Origin of the sequence: Aquimarina aggregata (genome assembly GCF_001632745.1) — a bacterium.
GTDB lineage: Bacteria > Bacteroidota > Bacteroidia > Flavobacteriales > Flavobacteriaceae > Aquimarina > Aquimarina aggregata.
This window is the reverse complement of record NZ_LQRT01000035.1, coordinates 87,996-109,868: the sequence shown is the minus strand read 5'-3', so window position 1 is coordinate 109,868 and position 21,873 is coordinate 87,996. Positions and strand designations below refer to the sequence as shown.

At 32.5% G+C, this 21,873-nt stretch carries 15 protein-coding genes and 1 tRNA gene; 12 read left to right on the top strand and 4 right to left on the bottom strand.

Annotation, left to right across the window (positions count from 1 at the left end):
- The first annotated feature begins 27 nt into the window (after positions 1-27).
- The 11 genes from mraY (at position 28) to AWE51_RS18720 (ending at position 14,598) form a co-directional block, all read left to right on the top strand.
- The gene (mraY, locus tag AWE51_RS18770) at positions 28-1,263 is read left to right on the top strand and encodes a phospho-N-acetylmuramoyl-pentapeptide-transferase (protein WP_066317786.1); all 1,236 of its coding nucleotides are present in this window, start codon (positions 28-30) and stop codon (positions 1,261-1,263) included.
- 2 nt (positions 1,264-1,265) lie between these two features.
- Positions 1,266-2,600, top strand: coding sequence for a UDP-N-acetylmuramoyl-L-alanine--D-glutamate ligase (murD, locus tag AWE51_RS18765; RefSeq protein WP_066316696.1), 1,335 nt, complete (start codon positions 1,266-1,268; stop codon positions 2,598-2,600).
- Between the two features lie 36 nt (positions 2,601-2,636).
- Entirely contained in the window at positions 2,637-3,845 is a 1,209-nt protein-coding gene (locus tag AWE51_RS18760; protein WP_066316690.1) for an FtsW/RodA/SpoVE family cell cycle protein, read from the top strand.
- A complete protein-coding gene (gene murG / locus AWE51_RS18755) occupies positions 3,838-4,932 on the top strand; it encodes an undecaprenyldiphospho-muramoylpentapeptide beta-N-acetylglucosaminyltransferase (protein ID WP_066316686.1) in 1,095 nt (364 codons plus the stop codon). Before AWE51_RS18760 ends, murG begins: the two co-directional genes overlap by 8 nt.
- A gap of 25 nt (positions 4,933-4,957) precedes the next feature.
- On the top strand, positions 4,958-6,304 hold the full coding sequence (gene murC / locus AWE51_RS18750) for a UDP-N-acetylmuramate--L-alanine ligase (protein WP_066316683.1): 1,347 nt from the start codon (positions 4,958-4,960) through the stop codon (positions 6,302-6,304).
- The gene (locus AWE51_RS18745; RefSeq protein ID WP_066316680.1) at positions 6,301-7,017 is read left to right on the top strand and encodes a cell division protein FtsQ/DivIB; all 717 of its coding nucleotides are present in this window, start codon (positions 6,301-6,303) and stop codon (positions 7,015-7,017) included. The genes murC and AWE51_RS18745 overlap by 4 nt, the downstream gene beginning before the upstream one ends.
- Before the next feature lie 7 nt (positions 7,018-7,024).
- Complete coding sequence (ftsA, locus tag AWE51_RS18740) at positions 7,025-8,380, top strand: cell division protein FtsA (protein ID WP_066316677.1); 1,356 nt, start codon at positions 7,025-7,027, stop codon at positions 8,378-8,380.
- Between the two features lie 300 nt (positions 8,381-8,680).
- Positions 8,681-10,666, top strand: coding sequence for a cell division protein FtsZ (gene ftsZ / locus AWE51_RS18735; RefSeq protein WP_066316676.1), 1,986 nt, complete (start codon positions 8,681-8,683; stop codon positions 10,664-10,666).
- A gap of 142 nt (positions 10,667-10,808) precedes the next feature.
- Entirely contained in the window at positions 10,809-11,258 is a 450-nt protein-coding gene (locus AWE51_RS18730) for a GatB/YqeY domain-containing protein (RefSeq protein ID WP_066316674.1), read from the top strand.
- 14 nt (positions 11,259-11,272) lie between these two features.
- Positions 11,273-11,346 (top strand) — tRNA-Arg (locus tag AWE51_RS18725).
- Positions 11,347-11,685: 339 nt separating this feature from the next.
- Positions 11,686-14,598, top strand: a complete 2,913-nt coding sequence (locus AWE51_RS18720) for a T9SS type A sorting domain-containing protein (protein WP_066316672.1) — start codon at positions 11,686-11,688, stop codon at positions 14,596-14,598.
- A 435-nt stretch (positions 14,599-15,033) separates the two neighbouring features.
- Here the strand turns inward: AWE51_RS18720 and AWE51_RS18715 are convergent, their stop codons facing one another.
- A complete protein-coding gene (locus AWE51_RS18715) occupies positions 15,034-16,719 on the bottom strand; it encodes an amidohydrolase (protein ID WP_066316667.1) in 1,686 nt (561 codons plus the stop codon).
- Between the two features lie 14 nt (positions 16,720-16,733).
- The gene (locus AWE51_RS18710) at positions 16,734-17,594 is read right to left on the bottom strand and encodes an AraC family transcriptional regulator (RefSeq protein WP_066316665.1); all 861 of its coding nucleotides are present in this window, start codon (positions 17,592-17,594) and stop codon (positions 16,734-16,736) included.
- A 771-nt stretch (positions 17,595-18,365) separates the two neighbouring features.
- Between AWE51_RS18710 and AWE51_RS18705 the strand changes: the two genes are divergently transcribed.
- A complete protein-coding gene (locus AWE51_RS18705) occupies positions 18,366-20,351 on the top strand; it encodes an FG-GAP repeat domain-containing protein (RefSeq protein ID WP_066316663.1) in 1,986 nt (661 codons plus the stop codon).
- 488 nt (positions 20,352-20,839) lie between these two features.
- On the opposite strand, the gene AWE51_RS18700 is transcribed toward AWE51_RS18705, so the two are convergent.
- Together AWE51_RS18700 and AWE51_RS18695 are read right to left on the bottom strand one after the other, a co-directional pair.
- Complete coding sequence (locus AWE51_RS18700) at positions 20,840-21,205, bottom strand: nuclear transport factor 2 family protein (protein WP_066316661.1); 366 nt, start codon at positions 21,203-21,205, stop codon at positions 20,840-20,842.
- 183 nt (positions 21,206-21,388) lie between these two features.
- A complete protein-coding gene (locus AWE51_RS18695; RefSeq protein WP_066316660.1) occupies positions 21,389-21,781 on the bottom strand; it encodes a VOC family protein in 393 nt (130 codons plus the stop codon).
- Between the last annotated feature and the right edge of the window lie 92 nt (positions 21,782-21,873).

The window sequence follows — 21,873 nt, the reverse complement described above, 5'->3', positions numbered from 1 at the left end:
TGCATGTTAAAGGTAACAAAGCAACCTATGTTATACTATCTGTTTGAATATTTGGAAAGTGAATACCAGTTCCCCGGGGCGACACTATTTCAATTTATCACTTTTAGAGCCGCGATTGCAATCATACTGTCATTGTTAATTTCTACAATTTATGGTAAGCGCATTATTGGCTTTTTAAGGCAAAAACAGATGGGGGAAAGTATTAGAGAACTTGGTTTACAAGGTCAGGCCGAAAAAGCGGGTACCCCAACGATGGGTGGGATTATTATTATTTTGGCAACATTAGTGCCTGTTTTATTTGTAGCTAAGCTTGATAATATTTATGTAATTCTATTAATCATTACAACCTTATGGATGGGGGTTATTGGTTTTACAGACGACTATTTAAAAATTAAGAAAAAAGATAAAGAAGGTTTAGCAGGAAGGTTTAAAATTATTGGTCAAGTAGGACTTGGACTCATTGTGGGATGTACAATGTACTTTCATAGTGATATAACAATTAAAGAAGAGAAAGTAAAATCAGAAGTCGAACAACTTAGTGCCGTAGAAGGAGAAAAAGTATCTGACTTTAACCCAGCAATTAAATCAACAAAGACAACTATACCTTTCTTTAAAAATAACGAATTCGAATACTCTAGTTTGATTACTTGGATTAGCCCAGAGATGGCAAAATATTCATGGTTAGTTTTTATACCAATAGTCATTTTTATAGTAACTGCAGTGTCTAACGGAGCGAATCTTACAGATGGGATTGATGGATTAGCGGCAGGTTCGTCTGCGATTATAGTATTGACATTAGCATTGTTTGCTTGGGTATCGGGTAATATTATTTTCTCTGATTATCTAAATGTGATGTATATACCAAACTCGGGTGAGATGACAATTTTTATTGCCGCATTTGCAGGTGCTTTGGTAGGTTTTTTATGGTACAATACCTACCCAGCTCAAGTATTTATGGGAGATACCGGTAGTCTTACAATTGGTGGAATTATAGCCGTAATTGCCATAGCTATTCGTAAAGAATTTTTGATACCGATCCTTTGTGGAATCTTTTTTATCGAAACACTATCAGTAATGATTCAGGTAAGCTGGTTTAAGTATACAAGGAAAAAGTATGGAGAGGGAAGAAGAGTGTTTTTAATGTCTCCTTTGCATCATCATTATCAAAAAAAGGGAATACACGAAAGTAAAATTGTTGCAAGATTCTGGATTGTAGGGATTTTTATGGCAATAATAGCCGTAATTACTCTTAAAGTTAGGTAATTATGAAAAAACTAGTAGTTCTGGGAGGTGGAGAGAGTGGTGTTGGAACTGCTATTTTAGGTAAAAAAGAAGGATTTGATGTGTTCGTTTCCGATAAGGGAGTGATCACAGAGAAATATAAAGAAGTTCTTAGAAATTTTGAAATCGAATGGGAAGAACAAAAGCATACAGAAGCTAAAGTTTTAGAGGCTGATGTAGTAATGAAGAGCCCGGGTATTCCTGACACCGTAGCATTAGTAAAACGTCTGCGAGAAAGAGAAATCCCAGTAATCTCAGAAATTGAGTTTGCGGCAAACCATACGTCTGCTATGTTCATTGGTATTACAGGTAGTAATGGTAAGACTACAACAACAATGCTTACACATCACATACTTAAACAAGGAGGATTGAATGTGAATATGGCAGGAAATATCGGAGATAGTTTTGCTAAACAAGTAGCAGAAAATGATGCGCCATATTATGTGTTAGAGCTTAGTAGTTTTCAGCTAGATGGAATAAAAGATTTTGTTCCTCATATTGCTATTTTAACCAATATCACCCCTGATCATTTGGATCGATATGATTACAAGTTTGAGAATTATATCGCATCAAAATTTAGAATAGTAATGAATCAGAATGAGGATGATTATTTTATTTATGATGCAGATGATGAGGTGATCACTCAGTATATAAAGAAAAACCCTATTCGATCAAGATTACTTCCTTTTTCGCTGACAAAAAAAATAGAAAACGGAGCATATTTAGAAGATAATAATATAAAAATAATAATAGACAACAACGAAATCATTATGCCAACAACAGATTTATCATTAAAAGGAAATCACAATGTAAAGAATGCTATGGCCGCAGCCACAGTATCACAATTACTTAAGATTAGAAAAACAACAATCCGTGAATGTTTAGAAAACTTTCATGGTGTAGAGCATAGGTTAGAGAGTGTGCTAAAAATAAACAATGTGCAATACATTAATGATTCCAAAGCAACAAATGTTAATGCGACATTTTATGCTTTAGATGCTATGAAATCGGCCACCGTATGGATCGTTGGAGGTGTAGATAAAGGGAATGATTATACAGAGTTGTTTCCTTTGGTTAATGAAAAAGTAAAAGCAATTATTTGTTTAGGTGTTGATAATTCTAAAATTATTAATGCTTTTGGTAATTGTGTAGACAATATTGTAGAAACGCAATCTATGAAAGAGGCCGTAAATATGGCGTACAAAATAGCAGAAAGAAATGAGAGTGTATTGTTGTCTCCAGCCTGTGCAAGTTTTGATTTGTTTAAAAACTATGAGGAAAGAGGAAGACAGTTTAAAGAAGCAGTTAGGGAGCTATAAAATAAAGAATGTAATAAGTAATACTTAACTATAGAGATGACTAAAATATTAGCAAATATAAAAGGTGATAGAGTGATCTGGGCAGTAGCTGCCTTGTTGGCATTATTCTCTTTTTTACCTGTGTATAGTGCTAGTAGTAATTTGGCATATCTCTATGGCGACGGAGATACTTTCATTTTTTTAATAAAGCATTTTGCACACCTTGTGCTAGGTTTTTTGATTATGTATGGGGTTCATAAAATTCCACATCATTATTTCAAAGGCCTTTCTATTATTATGATTCCTGTCGTTTTAATATTATTATTAATCACGATGGCTCAAAACACAACTATTGGTGGAGCAAATGCAAGTAGATGGATTCGAGTACCATTTGTAGGCGTAACATTTCAAACATCAACGCTGGCAGCGGTGGTATTAATGGCATATGTGGCAAGATATCTTTCAAAAATTAAAAATGAAGCAGTATCGTTTAAAGAGACATTGCTTCCGTTGTGGTTACCCGTATTTTTAATTTTAATGTTGATCTTACCCGCAAACTTTTCAACTGCTGCGATCATATTTTCAACTGTAATAATGTTAGTTTTTCTTGGTGGATATCCACTAAAGTATATTTCAGTGATCCTAGGTACAGGTTTTATTGTATTGGTTTTCTTTGTTCTTTTTGCAAAAGCATTTCCAGGAATGTTCCCAAATAGAGTTGATACTTGGGTAAGCAGGATAGAAAATTTCACTGATAATAAGGATACTCAAGAAGATTATCAGATAGAAAGAGCAAAAATAGCAATAGCAAGAGGAGGAGTTATTGGTACTGGACCAGGAAAAAGTGTTCAAAGAAATTTTTTACCGCAATCATCATCAGATTTTATATATGCAATCATTATCGAAGAATGGGGTTTTGTAGGAGGTGTTTTTTTAATGTTGCTGTATCTGTTGTTATTGTTTAGGCTAGTTATTGTAGCGCATAAGAGTACAGATATTTTTGGCAAATTATTAGTTATGGGAGTTGGTCTACCCATAGTGTTTCAAGCATTAATTAATATGGCTGTAGCAGTAGAGTTATTTCCTGTTACAGGACAAACACTTCCGCTTATAAGTAGTGGGGGTACATCCATTTGGATGACATGTCTTGCTATTGGGATTGTTTTAAGTGTGAGTAGTAAAAGAGATGTGGCGGCGGTAAAAGAAGAACAAGAAAAAGAGAAAGAAGAAAATCCATTAGAGGTTTTGCAAGAAATATATGAGTAAACTAAAAGTCATATTATCCGGCGGAGGAACAGGAGGACATATCTATCCTGCGATTGCTATTGCAAATGAGTTAAGTAGTAGATACCCTGAGGTTTCTATTTTATTTGTGGGTGCTAAGGATCGTATGGAGATGCAAAAAGTACCGCAAGCAGGATATGAAATTATTGGACTATGGATTAGTGGTATTCAAAGAAAACTAACACTGAGCAACTTGTTGTTTCCGATTAAGCTATTAAGCAGTTTATGGAAGTCAAAAAGAGTGATCAAGAAATTTAAACCAGATGTGGTTATTGGTACAGGTGGGTTTGCTAGTGGACCGTTATTAAAAGTAGCAAATGCTAAAAGTATACCAACACTTATCCAAGAGCAAAACTCTTTTCCAGGAATTACAAATAAATGGTTGTCAAAAGGAGCTGATAAAATATGCGTTGCTTATGATAACATGAATAGATTTTTCCCTGAAGACAAGATTGTAAAAACGGGTAATCCCGTGCGTCAGGATTTGCTAACAATAGAAGGGAAAAAAGAAGAAGGATTGCTAAAATATAATCTTGATGCTCAAAAGAAAACAATTTTAGTTTTGGGTGGTAGTCTTGGAGCTAGAAGAGTAAATCAACTTATCGAAAAAGAATTAGATTTTTTTCAAAAAAATGATGTACAGGTATTGTGGCAATGTGGTAAACTGTATTTCGAAGAATACAAAAAGTACAACAGTCAAAATCAAATCCAAGTACATCAATTTTTGGACACAATGGATTTAGCATATGCTGCTGCAGATGTTATTATTTCTAGAGCTGGAGCAAGTTCTGTTTCAGAATTGTGCATTGTAGGAAAACCAGTATTGTTTATTCCTTCTCCTAATGTGGCAGAAGATCATCAAACTAAAAATGCAAAAGCTATCGTTGATCAAGGTGGAGCAAGGATGCTAAAAGAAAGTGAGCTAGATGAACAGTTTCAGGATGTACTATCAGAAATTTTAGTGTCTAAAACGATACAAGAAGAGCTTTCGGGAAAAATTAAGACGTTGGCATTGCCAAATGCAACTTCAGATATTGTTGATGAAATCGAAGAAATATTAAAAAAGTAAACGCACTAAGGTGTAAAAAGTATAAATGAGTAAAGGGTTAGAGAACATAAAGAATATTTATTTTATTGGTATAGGAGGTATCGGTATGAGTGCGCTTGCTCGATATTTTAAATTTCTTGGTAAGAATGTAGCTGGTTATGATAAGACATCAACTCAAATAACCACTGATTTAAGCGAATTAGGGATCGATATTCATTTTAATGATAGTGTAGACGAGATACCAGAAATATTTCTTGATACAGAAAATACATTAATTATATATACTCCTGCAATACCAAAAGATCATACAGAACTAATGTATGTTCAAAGTAATGGGTTTTTGATAAAAAAGCGCGCCGAGGTTTTAGGAATAATCACTAAAGGAGTATATACTTTAGCTGTTGCGGGAACCCATGGAAAAACAACAACAACAGCAATTTTAGGGCATTTACTTAAAGAGAGTGGTGCAAAAGTAACTGCTTTTCTTGGGGGAATAAGTGAAAATTATAATTCTAATCTTATTTTAGAAGGTAATGATGTTGTGGTAGTTGAGGCCGATGAATTTGATAGATCATTTTTACAATTGTATCCTGATATTGCAGCAGTAACCTCTATGGATGCTGATCACTTGGATATTTATGAAGAAGCTAATGCACTTGAAAACTCTTTTCGAGAATTTGCATCCAGAGCAAAAGATCATCTTTTAATATGTAATGGACTTCCGATTAACGGTATCACATATGGTATCGAAGATAATTCTGATTATAGTGCTCAAAATATAAGAATAGATAATGGCACCTATATTTTTGATCTAAAAACACCAGATCAATATATCAATGACTTGCATTTAAACCTGCCAGGTAAACACAACTTGTTAAATGCTATTACAGCCTTTGCTATAGCGATGCTATTCGGCTCCCCGACCACATCCCTAGCAAAGGCTTTATTTACTTTTAAAGGAGTTAAAAGACGTTTTACCTATCAGATCAAAACAGATCAATTGGTATATGTAGATGATTATGCACATCACCCAACAGAGATTAATGCATTACATCAGGCAGTCAGAGAAATGCATCCTAATAAAAAGGTTGTGGCAGTTTTTCAACCACATTTATATAGTAGAACAAGGGACTTTGCTAAAGACTTTGCTTCAAGTCTAAGTCAGTTTGATCATGTGTTGCTTTTGGATATTTATCCGGCAAGAGAACTGCCTATTTCAGGAATTACATCAAAATGGTTATTAGATATGATAACTATAGATCATAAAAAATTAGTAACAAAAGAAAAATTAATTGATGAAATTAGAAAAAGTGATGCTCAGGTAGTTTTAACTATCGGAGCCGGTGACATAGGAGAAGAAGTTAATGATATAAAAGAAGCATTAATGATATGAATAAGATGTTGACATATTTAAAATATTGTAGCCTTATTGTTTTGGTCATTATTCTTTTTGCTTTTACAAGTAAAAGAAATAAGGAACGAAAGATTAATGAAGTTCTAATCGAATTCGTAGAAGAACAAGATCCTTATGTAAATGAACTCACGGTTAATAAATTGTTAATACAAAATCCGGAGAAGGTGACAAACGTGGGAAAAGAAATTTTAGTTTTGAATACTGTAGAGAAAAAGTTAGACGCACATGAGATGATTGAGTATTCTGACGTGTACTTGACTGTAAATGGGGAACTTAGGGCTAAAATTAAACAACGCACTCCGATTGCAAGAGTTAATGCGGTCACTCCTTTTTATGTAGATGTAACAGGAAATACGATGCCACTGTCCGAAAGTTATTCGGCACATGTGCCTTTAGTGCATAATGTTTCGGAACGAGAAGTAACAGAGGTTTTTCCATTATTGAAAAAAATTCGGGAAGACGAGTTTTTAAAAAAGCATGTTGTTGGTGTTTATTTAAACATGAAAAAACAATACGAATTAGAATTACGCGTATACTCTTTTAGAGTAATTGTTGGGGGAATAGAAGATTTAAATAGTAAGATTAAAAATTTTAAAGCTTTTTACCAAAAAGCTTTAAAAGATAAAAGTCTCGAAAAGTATAAACAAGTCAGTTTGCAATTTAGTAATCAAGTGGTATGTACCATAAAATAATACCAATATGGAACGAGAAGTAAATGAAATAGCGGTAGGATTAGACATAGGAACAACTAAGATAGTTGCCATGGTCGGAAAGTACAATGAATATGGTAAGATGGAGGTCCTTGGAGTTGGTAAATCCAAAAGTTTAGGGGTACATCGAGGTGTGGTTAATAATATAACGCAAACCATTCAATCCATTCAGCAAGCTGTACAAGAAGCAGAGAGCGTTTCAGGAGTAAAAATTAAAGATGTAACTGTTGGTATAGCAGGTCAACATATTCGTAGCTTACAACATAGCGATTATATCACCAGATCAAATCCTGATGCGGTAATTGATGATGATGATATTGATAAGTTATGCAATCAGGTACACAAATTGGTGATGTTGCCAGGAGAAGAAATTCTTCATGTACTACCTCAAGAATATAAAGTAGATGGGCAAGCCGAAATAAAGGAACCTATAGGAATGTATGGGGGCCGACTAGAAGCCAATTTTCATGTTGTCGTTGGGCAAGTAACTTCGATCCGTAATATCGGTAGATGTGTGAAGAGTTCAGGATTAGAATTATCAGATGTTACATTAGAACCTTTGGCTTCGGCAAATGCGGTATTGAGTCAGGAAGAAAAAGAAGCTGGTGTAGCACTTATCGATATAGGTGGCGGTACAACTGATTTAGCAATTTTTAAAGATGGTATTATTCGTCATACAGCAGTAATCCCATTTGGAGGAAATGTAATTACCGAGGATATTAAAGAAGGTTGTTCGATTATAGAGAAACAGGCAGAGTTATTGAAAATTAAATTTGGATCTGCTTGGCCTGGAGAAAATAAAGATAATGAGATTGTTTCGATCCCTGGATTAAGAGGAAGAGAACCAAAAGAGATTACATTAAAAAACCTTTCTAAAATAATTCACGCACGTGTAGTTGAAATTATAGAACAAGTGTTTTTAGAAATCAAGAACTACGGGCATGAGTCACCTAAGAAAAAATTAATTGCAGGTGTGGTTTTAACAGGAGGTGGATCTCAATTAAAACATCTTAAGCAATTAGCAGAATATATTACAGGTATGGATACCAGAATAGGATACCCTAATGAGCATCTTGCCGGTAATAGTGATTCAGAAACTACAAGTCCGATGTATGCTACAGCAGTTGGACTAGTAATGGATAGCCTCGTGTACATTCAGAAACAAAAAAAGACCGCTAAAAATGAGGTGGTAGAAAATGTACAAATAAAAGAACCTGTCGAAACAGCGACAGAGGAAACAGTTGTAGAAGAAAATACGACACCTAGAGTTGATCTTAAACCAAGAAAAAATATTCTAGAAAAGTGGACCGAGAAATTTAAAGAATTTCTTGATAACGCAGAATAGGATCGAACGTTAAGAAATCATCCTGAGGATGATTTTAGTGAGAGGCCAGCGTTGAGGGGTTGGCAGGTTAAGAAATCATCCTGAGGATGATTTTAGTGAGAGGCCAGCGTTGAGGGGTTGGCAGGTTAAGAAATCATCCTGAAGATGATTTTAGTGAGAGGCTAGCGTTGAGGGGTTGGTAATAAAGAAATTATTCTAGAACAATAATAGAATAATGAATAGTGAAAGCGGATAAGAATGTTCATGTTTTGAGCAATGAAAATATAAAAAAATAGTAGGAGAACCAGAAAATTAGCAATTATGAGTAACAACGAAGAGTTTGAAAACATCTCATTTGATTTACCTAAAAATCAATCTAATACCATTAAAGTAATTGGTGTAGGTGGAGGTGGTAGCAATGCCATCAATCACATGTTCCAGCAGGGGATCAAAGGAGTGGATTTTGTGATATGCAATACAGATGCCCAGGCGTTAGAAAATAGTCCTATCCCAAACAAAATCCAATTAGGGGTTTCGTTAACAGAAGGATTAGGAGCAGGAGCAAACCCTGAAGTAGGAGAACAGTCTGCTTTAGAGAGTTATGAGGAAATAAAAAGAATGCTGGACACGAATACCAAAATGATTTTTATTACCGCTGGAATGGGAGGAGGAACCGGTACTGGTGCAGCTCCGATTATTGCCAAGATGGCTAGAGAATTGGATATTCTTACTGTTGGAATTGTTACTATTCCATTCCAATTTGAAGGAAAAATGCGTAATGAACAAGCTCATTTAGGAGTAGAGCGATTACGTGCGCATGTGGATTCTTTAATTGTTATAAATAATAATAAACTTAGAGAAGTTTATGGTAATTTAGGGTTTAAAGCTGGTTTCTCTAAAGCCGATGAAGTATTAGCTACTGCGTCTCGTGGTATTGCAGAAGTTATTACACATCATTATACACAAAATATTGATTTACGTGATGCTAAGACGGTACTTAGTAATAGTGGTACGGCAATTATGGGGTCTGCTAATGCCTCAGGTAATAAACGTGCTCATGATGCTATTGTAAAAGCATTAGATTCTCCGTTATTGAATGATAATAAGATTGCAGGAGCAAAGAATGTGTTATTACTTATCGTATCGGGTAAAGAAGAAATTACTATCGACGAAATCGGTGAGATTAATGACCATATACAACAAGAAGCAGGTCATGGTGCTAATATTATCATGGGTGTTGGTGAAGATGAATCATTAGAAGAGGCAATTTCTGTAACTATTATTGCAACAGGATTTAATGTAGAACAACAGGATGAGATTGTAAATACCGAAACAAAGAAGATCATCCATACTCTAGAAGATGAACAAAGAGCAGCTGTGCAGGACTTAACACCTAAGTCTACCGGAAATGCTACTCCAATTTTATCTCCATTACCTAAAAAAGAAGAGGTAGAAGAACCAAAAATAATAAAACATGAATTGGTTGAGGATGAAGAAGATGAGGATAATCTATTGTTGCCAACAACAGATTTGCTGAAAAACATTGATGTAAGTTATGAAGTTGTTGATGCTTTTTCTTCAGATAATGATTTTGTGATTATTAATGCACAAGATATTATTAAAGAAATAGAAGTTAACGATGCTAAAGAAGTAGCATTAGAAGATAGCACTAAAGAAAAAGAAGATCAATTTGCATTGGCATTTGATATGCCTGTAACTGGAAATGAAGAAACGACATTTAAAGAACCTAATGCTTCAGAAAATGTTGTTGAGCAAAAAGAAGAAGATGAGCAGCCTATAGTATTTGATTTAAGTGATGATATCCTTGATATGGAAGTTAATGAACCTATAGAGGTTGTACCTGTAGGCGAAGCTATTGCAGATGGTGGACGTAAATATAGTCTTGAAGACTATATGGAAGAAGAAAAGAGACTTACAGATGCTAAGCCAACTGAAGTGGTAGAGGTAGTAGATGAAACAGTAGCTTTCGAAAAGAAAACAGTTGCTCCTGCTCCCGAAACGGAAACATCAGAAGAAATAGATCCAATGAATCAACCTATTTCTGAAACACTAAAAGCAAGAGCGGCAGAACGTCGTGAGAAAATGAAAGAATTTAACTATAAATTCAGGAATAGTGCAAACAAAATTGATGATATAGAAAAAGAACCGGCATATAAAAGAGCTGGTATCGATGTAGATGCAAAACCTGAAGATTCAGGATTGTCAAGAACATCATTAGGAACCGATAGTAATGATGATATTCAATTAAGAAAAAACAACTCTTTTCTTCATGATAATGTAGATTAACTTCAGTTTTATTTTAGATTCGGTTTTGTCTTTTTGGATATCGACTAGAATCAATAAAAAAGTTATAGATAACCGATAATCTCACTATAGATTATCGGTTTATTTTTTATATTCGCAATCCACAAGATTAAAATTTATCATCATGAGTTTAGAGCAAAAGGTAATGACCGCAATGAAAGAAGCTATGAAAGCTAAAGATACAAATGCATTAACATCATTACGTGCTGTAAAATCGGCTATTTTATTGGCTAAAACAGAAAGTGGAGTTAAAGAAGAACTTTCTGAAGAACAAGAATTAAAATTATTACAAAAACAAGTTAAGCAACGTAAAGATAGTGCGGCTATTTTTACAGAGCAAGGGCGTAATGATTTAGCAGAGCCAGAATTGGCACAAGCTAAGGTGATAGAACAGTTTTTACCTGAACAATTAAGTGAAGAAGAAATAGAAAAAGTGATAGTAGATATTATTGCTAAGACCGGAGCAGAAGGGATGAAGGATATGGGTAAAGTAATGGGGATGGCTAATGGTGCATTAACGGGTAAAGCAGATGGCAAGACGATTTCTACAATAGTAAAAAGTAAATTATCATAAGTATTTGATATACCGGCCGTGTGGCGCAACTGAATAGCGCATCAGATTTCGGCTCTGAGGGTTGGGGGTTTGAATCCCTCCACGGTCACATTTTGGACAATATTGTCCATAGCCAGACAATTTTGTCTGGCTTTTTTGTTGGATATATAAATATAATATTAATTTTTTGGGTAACATTTATAACCGCTGAAACATAAACTTTTATAATGGCAACAAAAAATGCCTAATTTAATTTCTGAAATAACGAAATTTTATGATTGATCTTTTAAAATTCAAGTAGTTTAAAATATCAATACCAACTCAAACAAAGCCTCGATTGTTTTTAAATGTTAGAGTTATAAATAACTAAATTATTATGTTATACAAAATTTTAGAAAATGTAAAAGCATTTTAAAATTAATAATTACAAGAATATATATTAAAAAATATGAAGCAAATAATCTATTTCATTATAAGTCTATTGTCCATTAATAGCATAAAATGCCAAGATTTATTTCTTGAGGATATCAATGGAGATAAAAAAGCTGATATTCTATCTGTTTTTACAGAAAACAGAAAAGATTTCAAAATCAAACAACTCTATTCTGGTCACAAAACTTACAAATTCGATTACTTAAATGAGTTCGACTTTACAGCTGGTAACATTTTTGAAACATATAAAGTTGCAGATATTGATGGAAATGGTAGATCAAATTTCATAGCTTTTGCAGATAGTAATGATGATAAAAACATATGGTATTATACCATAAAAGCTAATGAAATTAAATATTTGGGGCATACATTGTTACCCAATTATGCCGGGGCTAAGCAATATTTTGCTGATATCGATGGAGATTCCTTACATGAACTCATTCTGATTAAAGATGAAGGCTCTTTTAAACATCTTAATATTTTTAAATATAATGGTTCTGATTTCATTGAAATAGATACTTTTACAACTACCGGAAATCCCAAAGAAGAACATTTTGCAGATATTACTGGGGATGGTAAAGATGATTTAATATTATCTCAAGATTATGGAAATGATAAACGTATTTGGACATTCAAATCAAAGGGCTCAACATTTGAATACCTTAAATATACACTCCTAGCTTCTGATGCTGGAAAAAAGGTTCATTTTGTAAATTCGAATTCTGAAGAAGATAATCGTCTTGATCTTGCCCTAAGCGGAAATACAACTGAAGGTAAAAAAATCTGGATGTTTTTATCCGACGGAGAAAGATTTCATTATGAAATTACCACAACCCTAACTGATGGTACTAACAGAAAACTATTGTTTGGTGATCTTGATGGTACTAACAAAGATGATCTTATTGCTACCAATAATATCCAAGATATTTGGAGTTATCAAAATATAGGGAATTTATTCACATATAAATTACATTCTCCCTTAAACTTTAGAGGTACTATCCCTTTAAACAGAATTGTAGATTGGGACAATGCTGGATATAGAGGTGGAGAGTCGGTTCCAAATTCTTTTAACCATTTTGTTCAAATGCCCCCACCAAGTGATAACCCTGAAACAAATTATGCGAATTTTGAAATAAAGTTAAGCGAAGCAGTTGCATTAAAAACAACCTTTCCGAACGAACATATTGTTATACAATTTCAATCAGGATCTTATATGTTGCCTTTTAATCAACAAATAGTTTTGGATTACAGCAATGATGATCATTCTTGGATTGTAATACAAGGCCAAGGTATTAAATCTGAAAATCACCTGAATGGAAAATATACAGAGCTTGTTTTTAATATTGATCCTGAATATTCGAAATATGCAAATCATTTCATAAATATTAGAGGTTTAAAAAAATCCCCTAATGGCCCAGGAGAAATACCACCAATTGTTATAGATTATAAAAGGGAGGCTAATGAAATTACTCTTGACAAACCATCTAGTATTCCCGACGGGGAAAAACATTTAATGGAAATATTATTCACCAATGGAAAATGGCATGAACAACCAAATGTAGATTCGGACTCAATCCAGCCAAATGAATATACGGGTCTAATTTCTTCTGTTATTCCAGTATCCAATACAACCTATAAGCTTAAAAAAGATTTTAGTCTTGCATGGGAAAAGTTTAAAGATCAAACCAATGCTGCAAAAGTCTATTATTTCACTGCTGTAGAAGAAATTGGCATAGCCGACCTTTCTCTTAGATACAGTGATAATTTTGAAAATTCAATCAAAAAAACTAAAGCTTCTGCAATTATCTCTATTAACAATGCCCGAAATTGCTGGGTGGATAACGTTGAAATAGAAAAAGTATATTCTAGTGGTATTGAGATTGGAGAGTCTGAGTTTATCGAAGTTAGAAATAGTTATTTACATGAGGCATATGGATATGGTGGAGGAGGTCGTGCTTATGGCGTTTCTGTGAGCTCAAGAAGTATACATTGTAAGGTTGAAAACAATGTTTTTAGAAAGTTACGCCATGCAATGATAGCACAGGACGGTTCAAATAATAATGTTTTTGGTTATAACTATTCTAGAGAACAAACAGATACAGAAGATCGATTCTATTGTCATGCTCTTGGGGATTTGAACTTGCATGGAACTTATCCTTATGCTAATCTTTTTGAAGGTAATAGTATCGATCGAATATTTGCCGATCATCATTGGGGTCCAAATGGTTCGTATAATACATTTTTTAGAAACCATATTAACGATACCCAAATCAATAATTGTGATCATGAAAGCAATTTAATGATAAAAGCAATGCTATATCCTAATATTCTTGGAAATGAACAAGCAGAAATACGCTTAATAGAATATACAAAAGGAAATATTCCTGAAACAGTCGAAAATACTAAGTTCCAAATGTATCAACAAGAATATAAAATTTATGATCAAAATACTATAATAAAAAAATATAAATACCTCCCAGATACATCATATTACCTAGATGAAATGCCTTCTTTCTTCAATGATTATATAGGTAATGATGTTTCCTGGCCAGCTATTGGGCCTCCAGTTTTAGAAGAAAGTTTACTTCAAAACATCCCCGCTAGAGAAAGGTGGTTTACAACATTGCAAAATAAAAGCAACTTAAAAAGTAACTTTACTACAGATAAAATAACTTTAAAAAAAGATATCGTTATATATCCTAATCCTTCAGAAAATGGGTTCTTAACTTTAAAAATGATTGATCAATATAAATCTTGTGATATAAAAATATTTTCAATGGATGGCCAATTAGTATTTAAGAAAGATACTTTGGACTTAAATAATGATAAAGGTAAGGACATTGATGTTTCGAACTTGACAAGAGGTGTTTATCTAGTATCTGTGATTTTGACGGACAAAATAATAACAGAAAAAATAATAGTTAAATGATAAAAAAACTTGCCATAATATAAATCTATGAAACCACAATATTCTAACAGTATATTAAGTAACATACAAGAGACGTTACTTTATTTCTTTATAAATGTTACAAAAAAGTTGAGACATTTTATAGCAAAATGATCTTAATAAGCTATTAGTAAGGTTTTATACTCTTTTAGATGATTAGAAATACTATCTAAATAATCAGTTAAAAAGTTCGGACTTTGTATCATTGGGATCACTGCAAGTGAAAAACCATTGTAAATCAGGGTTTTACAATGGTTTTTGTTTTTTATTTGTTTTTCTAATGGCTGGGATCAAATATCTAAGGTTTGAATTCTTCCTTGGTTCGTAAGAAAAAACCTAAAGTATTACTTTAGTAATAGTGGTAAAGATTGCAATAATAGACTTTACTAGAAGCTATAAAGAAGAAATTAAACTATCTTATCTTTCGTATATAATCTCACCATTTAATACAGTTAAATCTACCCTAGTTTGTCCAATTGCATTTGGTTCAATCTCAAAAATATCCTGGTTAAGCACAATAAAATCGGCTAGTTTTCCAACTTCTAATGAACCTACTTTATCCTCTTGGCGCATTACATAAGCACCATTAATAGTATACGCTTTAATAGCTTCTTCAAGTGAGATATTTTCTGGAACTCTAGTTACGGCGTGTTGCATGCCTACAAAAGGGTTTAGATTACTTACATCCCAATCACTACTTAATGTTAAACGTGCATTTGCTTGTATTAAACTTTTAATAGGGACTACCTTTTGAGTATTTGAACTACCAATTAGTTCATCATTTTCACTCCAATGCTCTGGATTTGTGAAATCACCTGCGACTTGGCAATCAGCAGTAACATTTAGCTGTGCGAATCGAGCTAAATCTGATTCGTTGACAAATTCTAAATGTGTAATTCTGTGCCTTCCTCGTGCAGTTCCTGATTGCTCAATAGCATCTAAGGTTTCACGAATGCCACGATTACCAATAGCGTGAATATGCAAATCAAACCCTGTCGTTTCTAATTGGTTAATATAATCTGCTATTCTATTTTTATTAAAATAGCTCAACCCATTATTGGTTGGTTCTTTAAAGAAATTTACAAGATAATCTTCTTCCATAGCAGAAGTGGTTTGATGTATAATACCATCACTGTATAACTTTATCTGATTAATCTTTAAAAAACTATTCGGGTCATTGCTGTACAGCGATTGAAGTGTTGCAATTTGAGAAGCATCATTTTCGCTTGGATATGCCCATAAACCAAGATTAGCACGTACTGTTAAATTACCTTCTTCTTCTAATCGTTTCCATATAAGGTGATGATCTCTCTTCCAATAGGTTCTAGCATCACAAACAGAAGTAATTCCATTTTTACGTAATTCGACAAGTCCATAGTTCTTAAAACCTTGATAATCATTTTCAATTGTTTTTTGAGTTGGGCTCAATACCATATCTAACAATTCATTTCCGGCATTATCTATCAAGATTCCATTAAGACTACCATCTTCTTCTTTCATATAAATACCTCCAACAGGATTAGGTGTATTCTCATGTATTCCTGCAAGCTCTAATGCTTTAGAATTAGCCCAAAACGAATGTGAGGTCTGTTCCATGATTAGAATAGGTCGTGTAGTAGAGATATCATCTAAAATCGCTAACGGTGAACGTTCTGCATCTAAAAGAGCATAAAATGAATGACCCCAACCTAATAGCCATTCTGCATCTGGATTTACACTTAATGCGTTTTGAATTGTTGATGTATAGTTTTCTACATTGGTTTCTTCTTCATTAAGAATAAATAAAAAGTTTTCGCTCGATGCCTCCAATGGATGCATATGTACATCATGGATTCCAGGAAGCACAACAGCTCCTTCCAGATTTATATACGCTGCATTCTTATTTGCTATATTTTTTGCTTCTATATCGGAACCAATAAATGTAATGTTCTTCCCTTCAATAATCATGGCTTCTGCCCATTTTTGACTTGTATTTACGGTGTATATTTTAGCATTGTAATATACCTTTTGATCACTTTGGACTATAGAAGTAGTTTTGTTATCATCATTATTACATGATGTATTTGATAAGATAAGGCTTAATAAAATAAGAATTGGTTTCATACGTTTTATAAATATTATTGCTTTAATGGAACATAAATTTCAGTTTTATACTCCTCTGGATTATCGGTATGATATTGGTGTTCTCTATAAAATTCTAAAAAGGGTTCTTCGGATATTTCATATTCAGTATTAAATAACCATTGTCCAAATATTTTATCGTACGTTTTATCAATAGTTTTATAACTTCCAATATGAACAAATACGGCATATTTATTAGGAGAAATAGTTTTTACTTTAAAATTTTTACGTTTTATTTTTTTGGTTTCTGGTATTACTAAACAAGCATCATAATTGCATTTGATAGACTCTGTAATTATAGGTTCATCCCAAATAATACCAAAGCTTTCTGCTTTGTTAATATCTATTTCTTGGATTATAGCTTCTTGTTCTAATTCACTCCAAATTGTATCAATTTTATCACTAAAATAATCTCCTTTACAGCTTTTATAAAACACTCTTTTAGTGTTTAAACTCTCGATTCTTACATGATGAAAGCTCATATCTGTATCATTAGTATTAAATTTAATGGATAATAATTCATTCTTCTGTTTTCTATACCGACTTGGTGAAATTCCAAACTGCTTTTTAAACGCCTTACTCAAAGCTTGCACATCACTATAACCAACTTGAAAAGCAATGTTTTTTATAGCTTCTTTTGAAAAAAGTAAGAGCTTAGCTGCCTTTTCAATTTTTATTCTCGTTAAATAAGCTCCAATTGATTCGTGGTATCTCGCCTTAAAAATGCGTTGAAGATTTCGATATGAAAAGTTTGAAACACATTCTAACTCTTCAATAGTAACACCTTCATTACTAGCATTTCGCAAATATGCTATTACTTGTTGTAATTGGTCTGTATAGAACTGTGTTTTATTCACGCTACAAATATAACTAGCTTAAAAACAGAAAAGTTGTCCTAGGAAGACAACTTTTATACAATCATCAAAAGTATGTATACAAACAGCAACTTATGTATTCAAAAAAACTTAATACCATACTATTCCAGTTTTCAAATCAATAAGGAGATTTAACTTGCCTAAAGGCACTAAAGATTTTACATCAAAACGATGCAAAACAAAAAAGTATGCATCGTAATCTGATAATAAAAAATTTATGAAGTCTATCTCAAAGTAGTAGATGAATGGAAAAAGCAAAAAGAATAAGACTTAAGTATAGTATAAGGTAATTTAGCACTAATATCAGAAAATGGAATAGCCTTGATGGACTACTCATAATGCCTTATATCTTATTAAATATTCCTAACTCTTTAAAAGTTACAAAAAAGTTAAAATTTTTCATTAAAAAATGATCTTATCAATTTATCAATAAGGCTTGACGATCTTTCGCGTATTCTGAAATTTATTCTAAATATTTTGTTAAAAAGTTTGAGCCATGAATGCTTGGGGTCACTACTACAAATAAGAAACCACGCCAAATGGCGTGGTTTCTTATTTGTAGTAGTGAGTTTAATGGGATCAACGCTAGTTAATACCCTCTTTGGTTATAATGAAACGATATTGTCTCGCTTTTTGTAATTAATTCCAACTTTATTCTTAACCATAAAAGTGTAATAAAAAATACTTGTTTCTGAGGTAACATTTACTATAAATAAGACATATACTTCTATAGTAAAAACTAAATTAAAGAATATGAAAAACAACATATATATTTTCACATTAATATTTATTATTTTAAACTCAAGCTGTAGTAAGACTGCATTAGAATCTGAATTGATTAATGAAATAGAGAATAAAAAGATACAATCCAAAGGATTAATTAGGAATAATTGTTTATCAAACTACGGATTTGATGACGTTGGTAATCCTATTGGCGGGGCTATTAGTGGTGATATTAGTTATGACAACATCATTGACAAAAGTGAAGCAAACTATATAGTAGATAATCTAGATAGTTTAAGAGCTGTGTTAAATAATAAAACCATCACAGAATATGTAATATATATTGAAGATAATGCTGAAATAGTAGTAAATGATACCATTGCACTAGTTATTCCTAAAGGGGTTACTTTGGCAAGTGGTAGAGGTAATAATAATGGTTCTTGTGGAGCTTTGATAAAAACACCTTACCATATCGGTAAAGAAAAACCTTTGTTTAAATTTAAAGGTGATGGAGGAAGAATTACGGGCCTAAGAATTGAAGGCCCGTCAGGGGAAGTTGAAGTTGGTCAGCCATTCTATAAGTATAGAATGGGGATACGGACTAATGGATTTGACTATCTAAAAATAGATAATAATGAATTATATAATTGGCCATATAGTGCAATTACTATTGATTCAAAATCAACAGAAAAAATAGAAATCTTAAACAATAATTTTCATTCTAATAGAGGTAAGCAGTTGGGGTATGGAGCGGTTGTTGGAGGTGAAGGATTTGCTTTGATAAAAGGAAATAGATTTTATCAAAATAGGCATGATATTGGATCATCAGGAGTTAGAGGTTCAGGTTATGAAGCTTCATATAATTATGTAGAAAGCTATGATCAAAGCTATGGTAATTTTGATGTTCACGGAACCACTGAGTCTCATGATGCAGTAGCAGGTCATTTTACTTATATCCATCATAATATCTTTAAACAAAAAACAGATAATATAATTATAAGAGGGATTCCAAATTTGATGTGTTTGATAGAAGATAATAAATTTGCAGCGGTTAATATGAATCAGGCTATATCCCATAAAGTTCTTATTAACGAAACAAATGATCGAATGCTCTATAGAGGAAACCTATTTGCATGGAATAATATTTATGATTGGGATGAAGTAAATGGAAATTATAAAGAATTATATATTACTAAAGAATGGAATAAAAAAGAAAATAGTATAACCATTTTACAACCTTTTTATAGAAAGAGTTCTGATAAAAGGAGGACTATTCGAGAACCAAGACCTGCATCTCCTAAACCTTTTGATCAAGATATCATGATGGATTTTGAATTAGGAAACTTTGACAATGATCAACAGACTGAAATCTTTGTGTCAGTTAATGGTAATTGGTTTATAGCAGATCTACCAACACCAAATAATTATTCGGGGTATCGTGATTGGGAATGGAAAAAAATAAATTCATCTGATAAATTGGTTGAACAACTTGGGTTTGGTGATTTTAATGGTGATGGTATAACGGATGTGCTTAATGCTAATGGAAAAGATTGGTATGTTTCTTATGGAGGTAATTCAGGTTGGTCATTATTAAATTCTAATACAACTACTAAGTTAAATAAATTACGGTTTGGTGATTTTAATGGTGATGGGAAGATCGATATTTTTAAAGCTAATTCAGAGGGATGGCACGTTTCTTATGGAGGGGGTTCAACATGGACCAGAATAAATTCATCGGGTAAATCTGTTGAGCAACTTGGGTTTGGTGATTTTGATGGTAATGGTACCACTGATGTTTTTAATGCAAATGGAAAAGATTGGTATGTTTCTTATGGAGGAAATTCTGGTTGGCAACACCTAAAAGCCTATGGTGAAACAATTGATAAATTGTTTTTTGGAACATTTAATAATAGCGGGATAATAGGAGGTAAAACTAACATTTTTACAAACAATCATGCTTACTATCAAATAGCAGAATCTCCTAGTTACATATGGACACCATTGATTTTTGAGTAAAAAACTAACCTTTTCAAAAGTGACAGAAAAGTTAAAGTATTTTAAGAAGAAATGATCCTTGATGCTCTTTTGCATATTCTGAAATTTCTTCTAAACATTTTATGAAAAAGATTGAAGCCAAAAGCTTCAAATCTTTGAAGAATAATAAAAACTGTAAAGCGATAGCTTTGCTAGTTTTGTATCTGCAGTAGTGAGCATAATGGGATCAACGGAGTTGATCCCTCCATGGTCAGTATAAACAGAAAACCAATCCAGTGGATTGGTTCTTTGGTTTTTAGAAAAACCTGGAGCAAAAAGCTTCAAGGTTTTATAGAAAAATAAAGAATAATCTATCCTCTTTGTCTAGTGTAAGCGTTGATATTTCTAAGAGTTCAAAAGTTATCTCAATTTGTCTTGTTTGTTGCAGTGTAATAATGAGATTCTGCATTTGACCCTTATTGTCTTTATAGGTTGTTGGTAAGTAGTTTTTTTAATAATGAGTTATCAGTTTATTCTGCTTTATAATCAAAATGCGGATAGTTCCCAATAATATACCAATTTTCATTCTCTTTAATTAGTGTTATTAATGAATTAAAAACCATTTTTTCGCTTTCCAGAACTATTTTGGCATATGCAATATCTCCGTTAATTTCTATTAAATTTATTTTCATAGTTCGCGGTATTCCTCCAAAAGTATTTTCTCTTATTAGGGTTAGATACTTTTCTTTATCAATTATAAATAAACCCTTTTCTGAAAAAAATCCAGACTGTATATTTCTATATTCGTTATGTAATACCTTATTTAATTTATCTAGATTGCTTTCGTCTCCTCCTTTAATAAAATCAGTAATGCATTGTATAATTTCTTTGTTCATTTTACTTTTTTTTAGTTCTACCGAATGTTTAATTTTAAGTGTTAAGATTTAAATTTAACAATTCTTAAGTTGTTTTACTTATGAATTCATTCATAGGATTCATTCTCAATGCAACGTCAACCCCAAATTCACCAAAGGGATTAGCGAGCTGTTTTGCAACTTGTTCAAAATTCATTAGGCAATTTATTCTGGTATTTCTGAAAATGTTAAAATAAAACCGTTTAAATCCATTATGGCGAATTCATTAGTGCCATAAAAAGTTTTGTTCATCGGTTTTATGATATTAGCCTCTTGAGATATTCGATTGTAATAACTATTTATGTCTTTTACTCTAATGTAAAAAGTCAATGCACCTCCAATGTTTAAAGGTTCTATTTCTTTATACTCGGTTTTTAATGATTTTTCCTCTTGGAACATCATGCCTACATTATCTAATATTACATAGCCCCAATCATGTTGACCTGATTCTGGATTTGTATCTATCAATTTAAAGCCTAAATTGTTTGTATAATAATCGATGGTTGCATTTACGTTATTAACCATTATGTTTGGTGTAAGAGATTCTAATTTTGCCATATAGTTGTTTTTAGTTGGAGAATAAGAATTAATAAAGGAGTTAATGAGAACTACCATTAAAAAATATTCCATAATTACTTCTATTACAAATG

Excerpts from the sequence above, each read along its gene's own strand:
- AWE51_RS18730 (WP_066316674.1), top strand. The coding sequence starts at position 10,809 with ATGAGTTTAGAGCAAAAGGTAATGACCGCAATGAAAGAAGCTATGAAA.
- AWE51_RS18745 (WP_066316680.1), top strand. The coding sequence starts at position 6,301 with ATGAATAAGATGTTGACATATTTAAAATATTGTAGCCTTATTGTTTTG.
- AWE51_RS18705 (WP_066316663.1), top strand. The coding sequence starts at position 18,366 with ATGAAAAACAACATATATATTTTCACATTAATATTTATTATTTTAAAC.
- AWE51_RS18720 (WP_066316672.1), top strand. The coding sequence starts at position 11,686 with ATGAAGCAAATAATCTATTTCATTATAAGTCTATTGTCCATTAATAGC.
- AWE51_RS18695 (WP_066316660.1), bottom strand. The coding sequence starts at position 21,781 with ATGGCAAAATTAGAATCTCTTACACCAAACATAATGGTTAATAACGTA.
- murG (WP_066316686.1), top strand. The coding sequence starts at position 3,838 with ATGAGTAAACTAAAAGTCATATTATCCGGCGGAGGAACAGGAGGACAT.
- mraY (WP_066317786.1), top strand. The coding sequence starts at position 28 with ATGTTATACTATCTGTTTGAATATTTGGAAAGTGAATACCAGTTCCCC.
- AWE51_RS18760 (WP_066316690.1), top strand. The coding sequence starts at position 2,637 with ATGACTAAAATATTAGCAAATATAAAAGGTGATAGAGTGATCTGGGCA.
- murC (WP_066316683.1), top strand. The coding sequence starts at position 4,958 with ATGAGTAAAGGGTTAGAGAACATAAAGAATATTTATTTTATTGGTATA.
- AWE51_RS18715 (WP_066316667.1), bottom strand. The coding sequence starts at position 16,719 with ATGAAACCAATTCTTATTTTATTAAGCCTTATCTTATCAAATACATCA.
- ftsA (WP_066316677.1), top strand. The coding sequence starts at position 7,025 with ATGGAACGAGAAGTAAATGAAATAGCGGTAGGATTAGACATAGGAACA.
- ftsZ (WP_066316676.1), top strand. The coding sequence starts at position 8,681 with ATGAGTAACAACGAAGAGTTTGAAAACATCTCATTTGATTTACCTAAA.
- murD (WP_066316696.1), top strand. The coding sequence starts at position 1,266 with ATGAAAAAACTAGTAGTTCTGGGAGGTGGAGAGAGTGGTGTTGGAACT.
- AWE51_RS18700 (WP_066316661.1), bottom strand. The coding sequence starts at position 21,205 with ATGAACAAAGAAATTATACAATGCATTACTGATTTTATTAAAGGAGGA.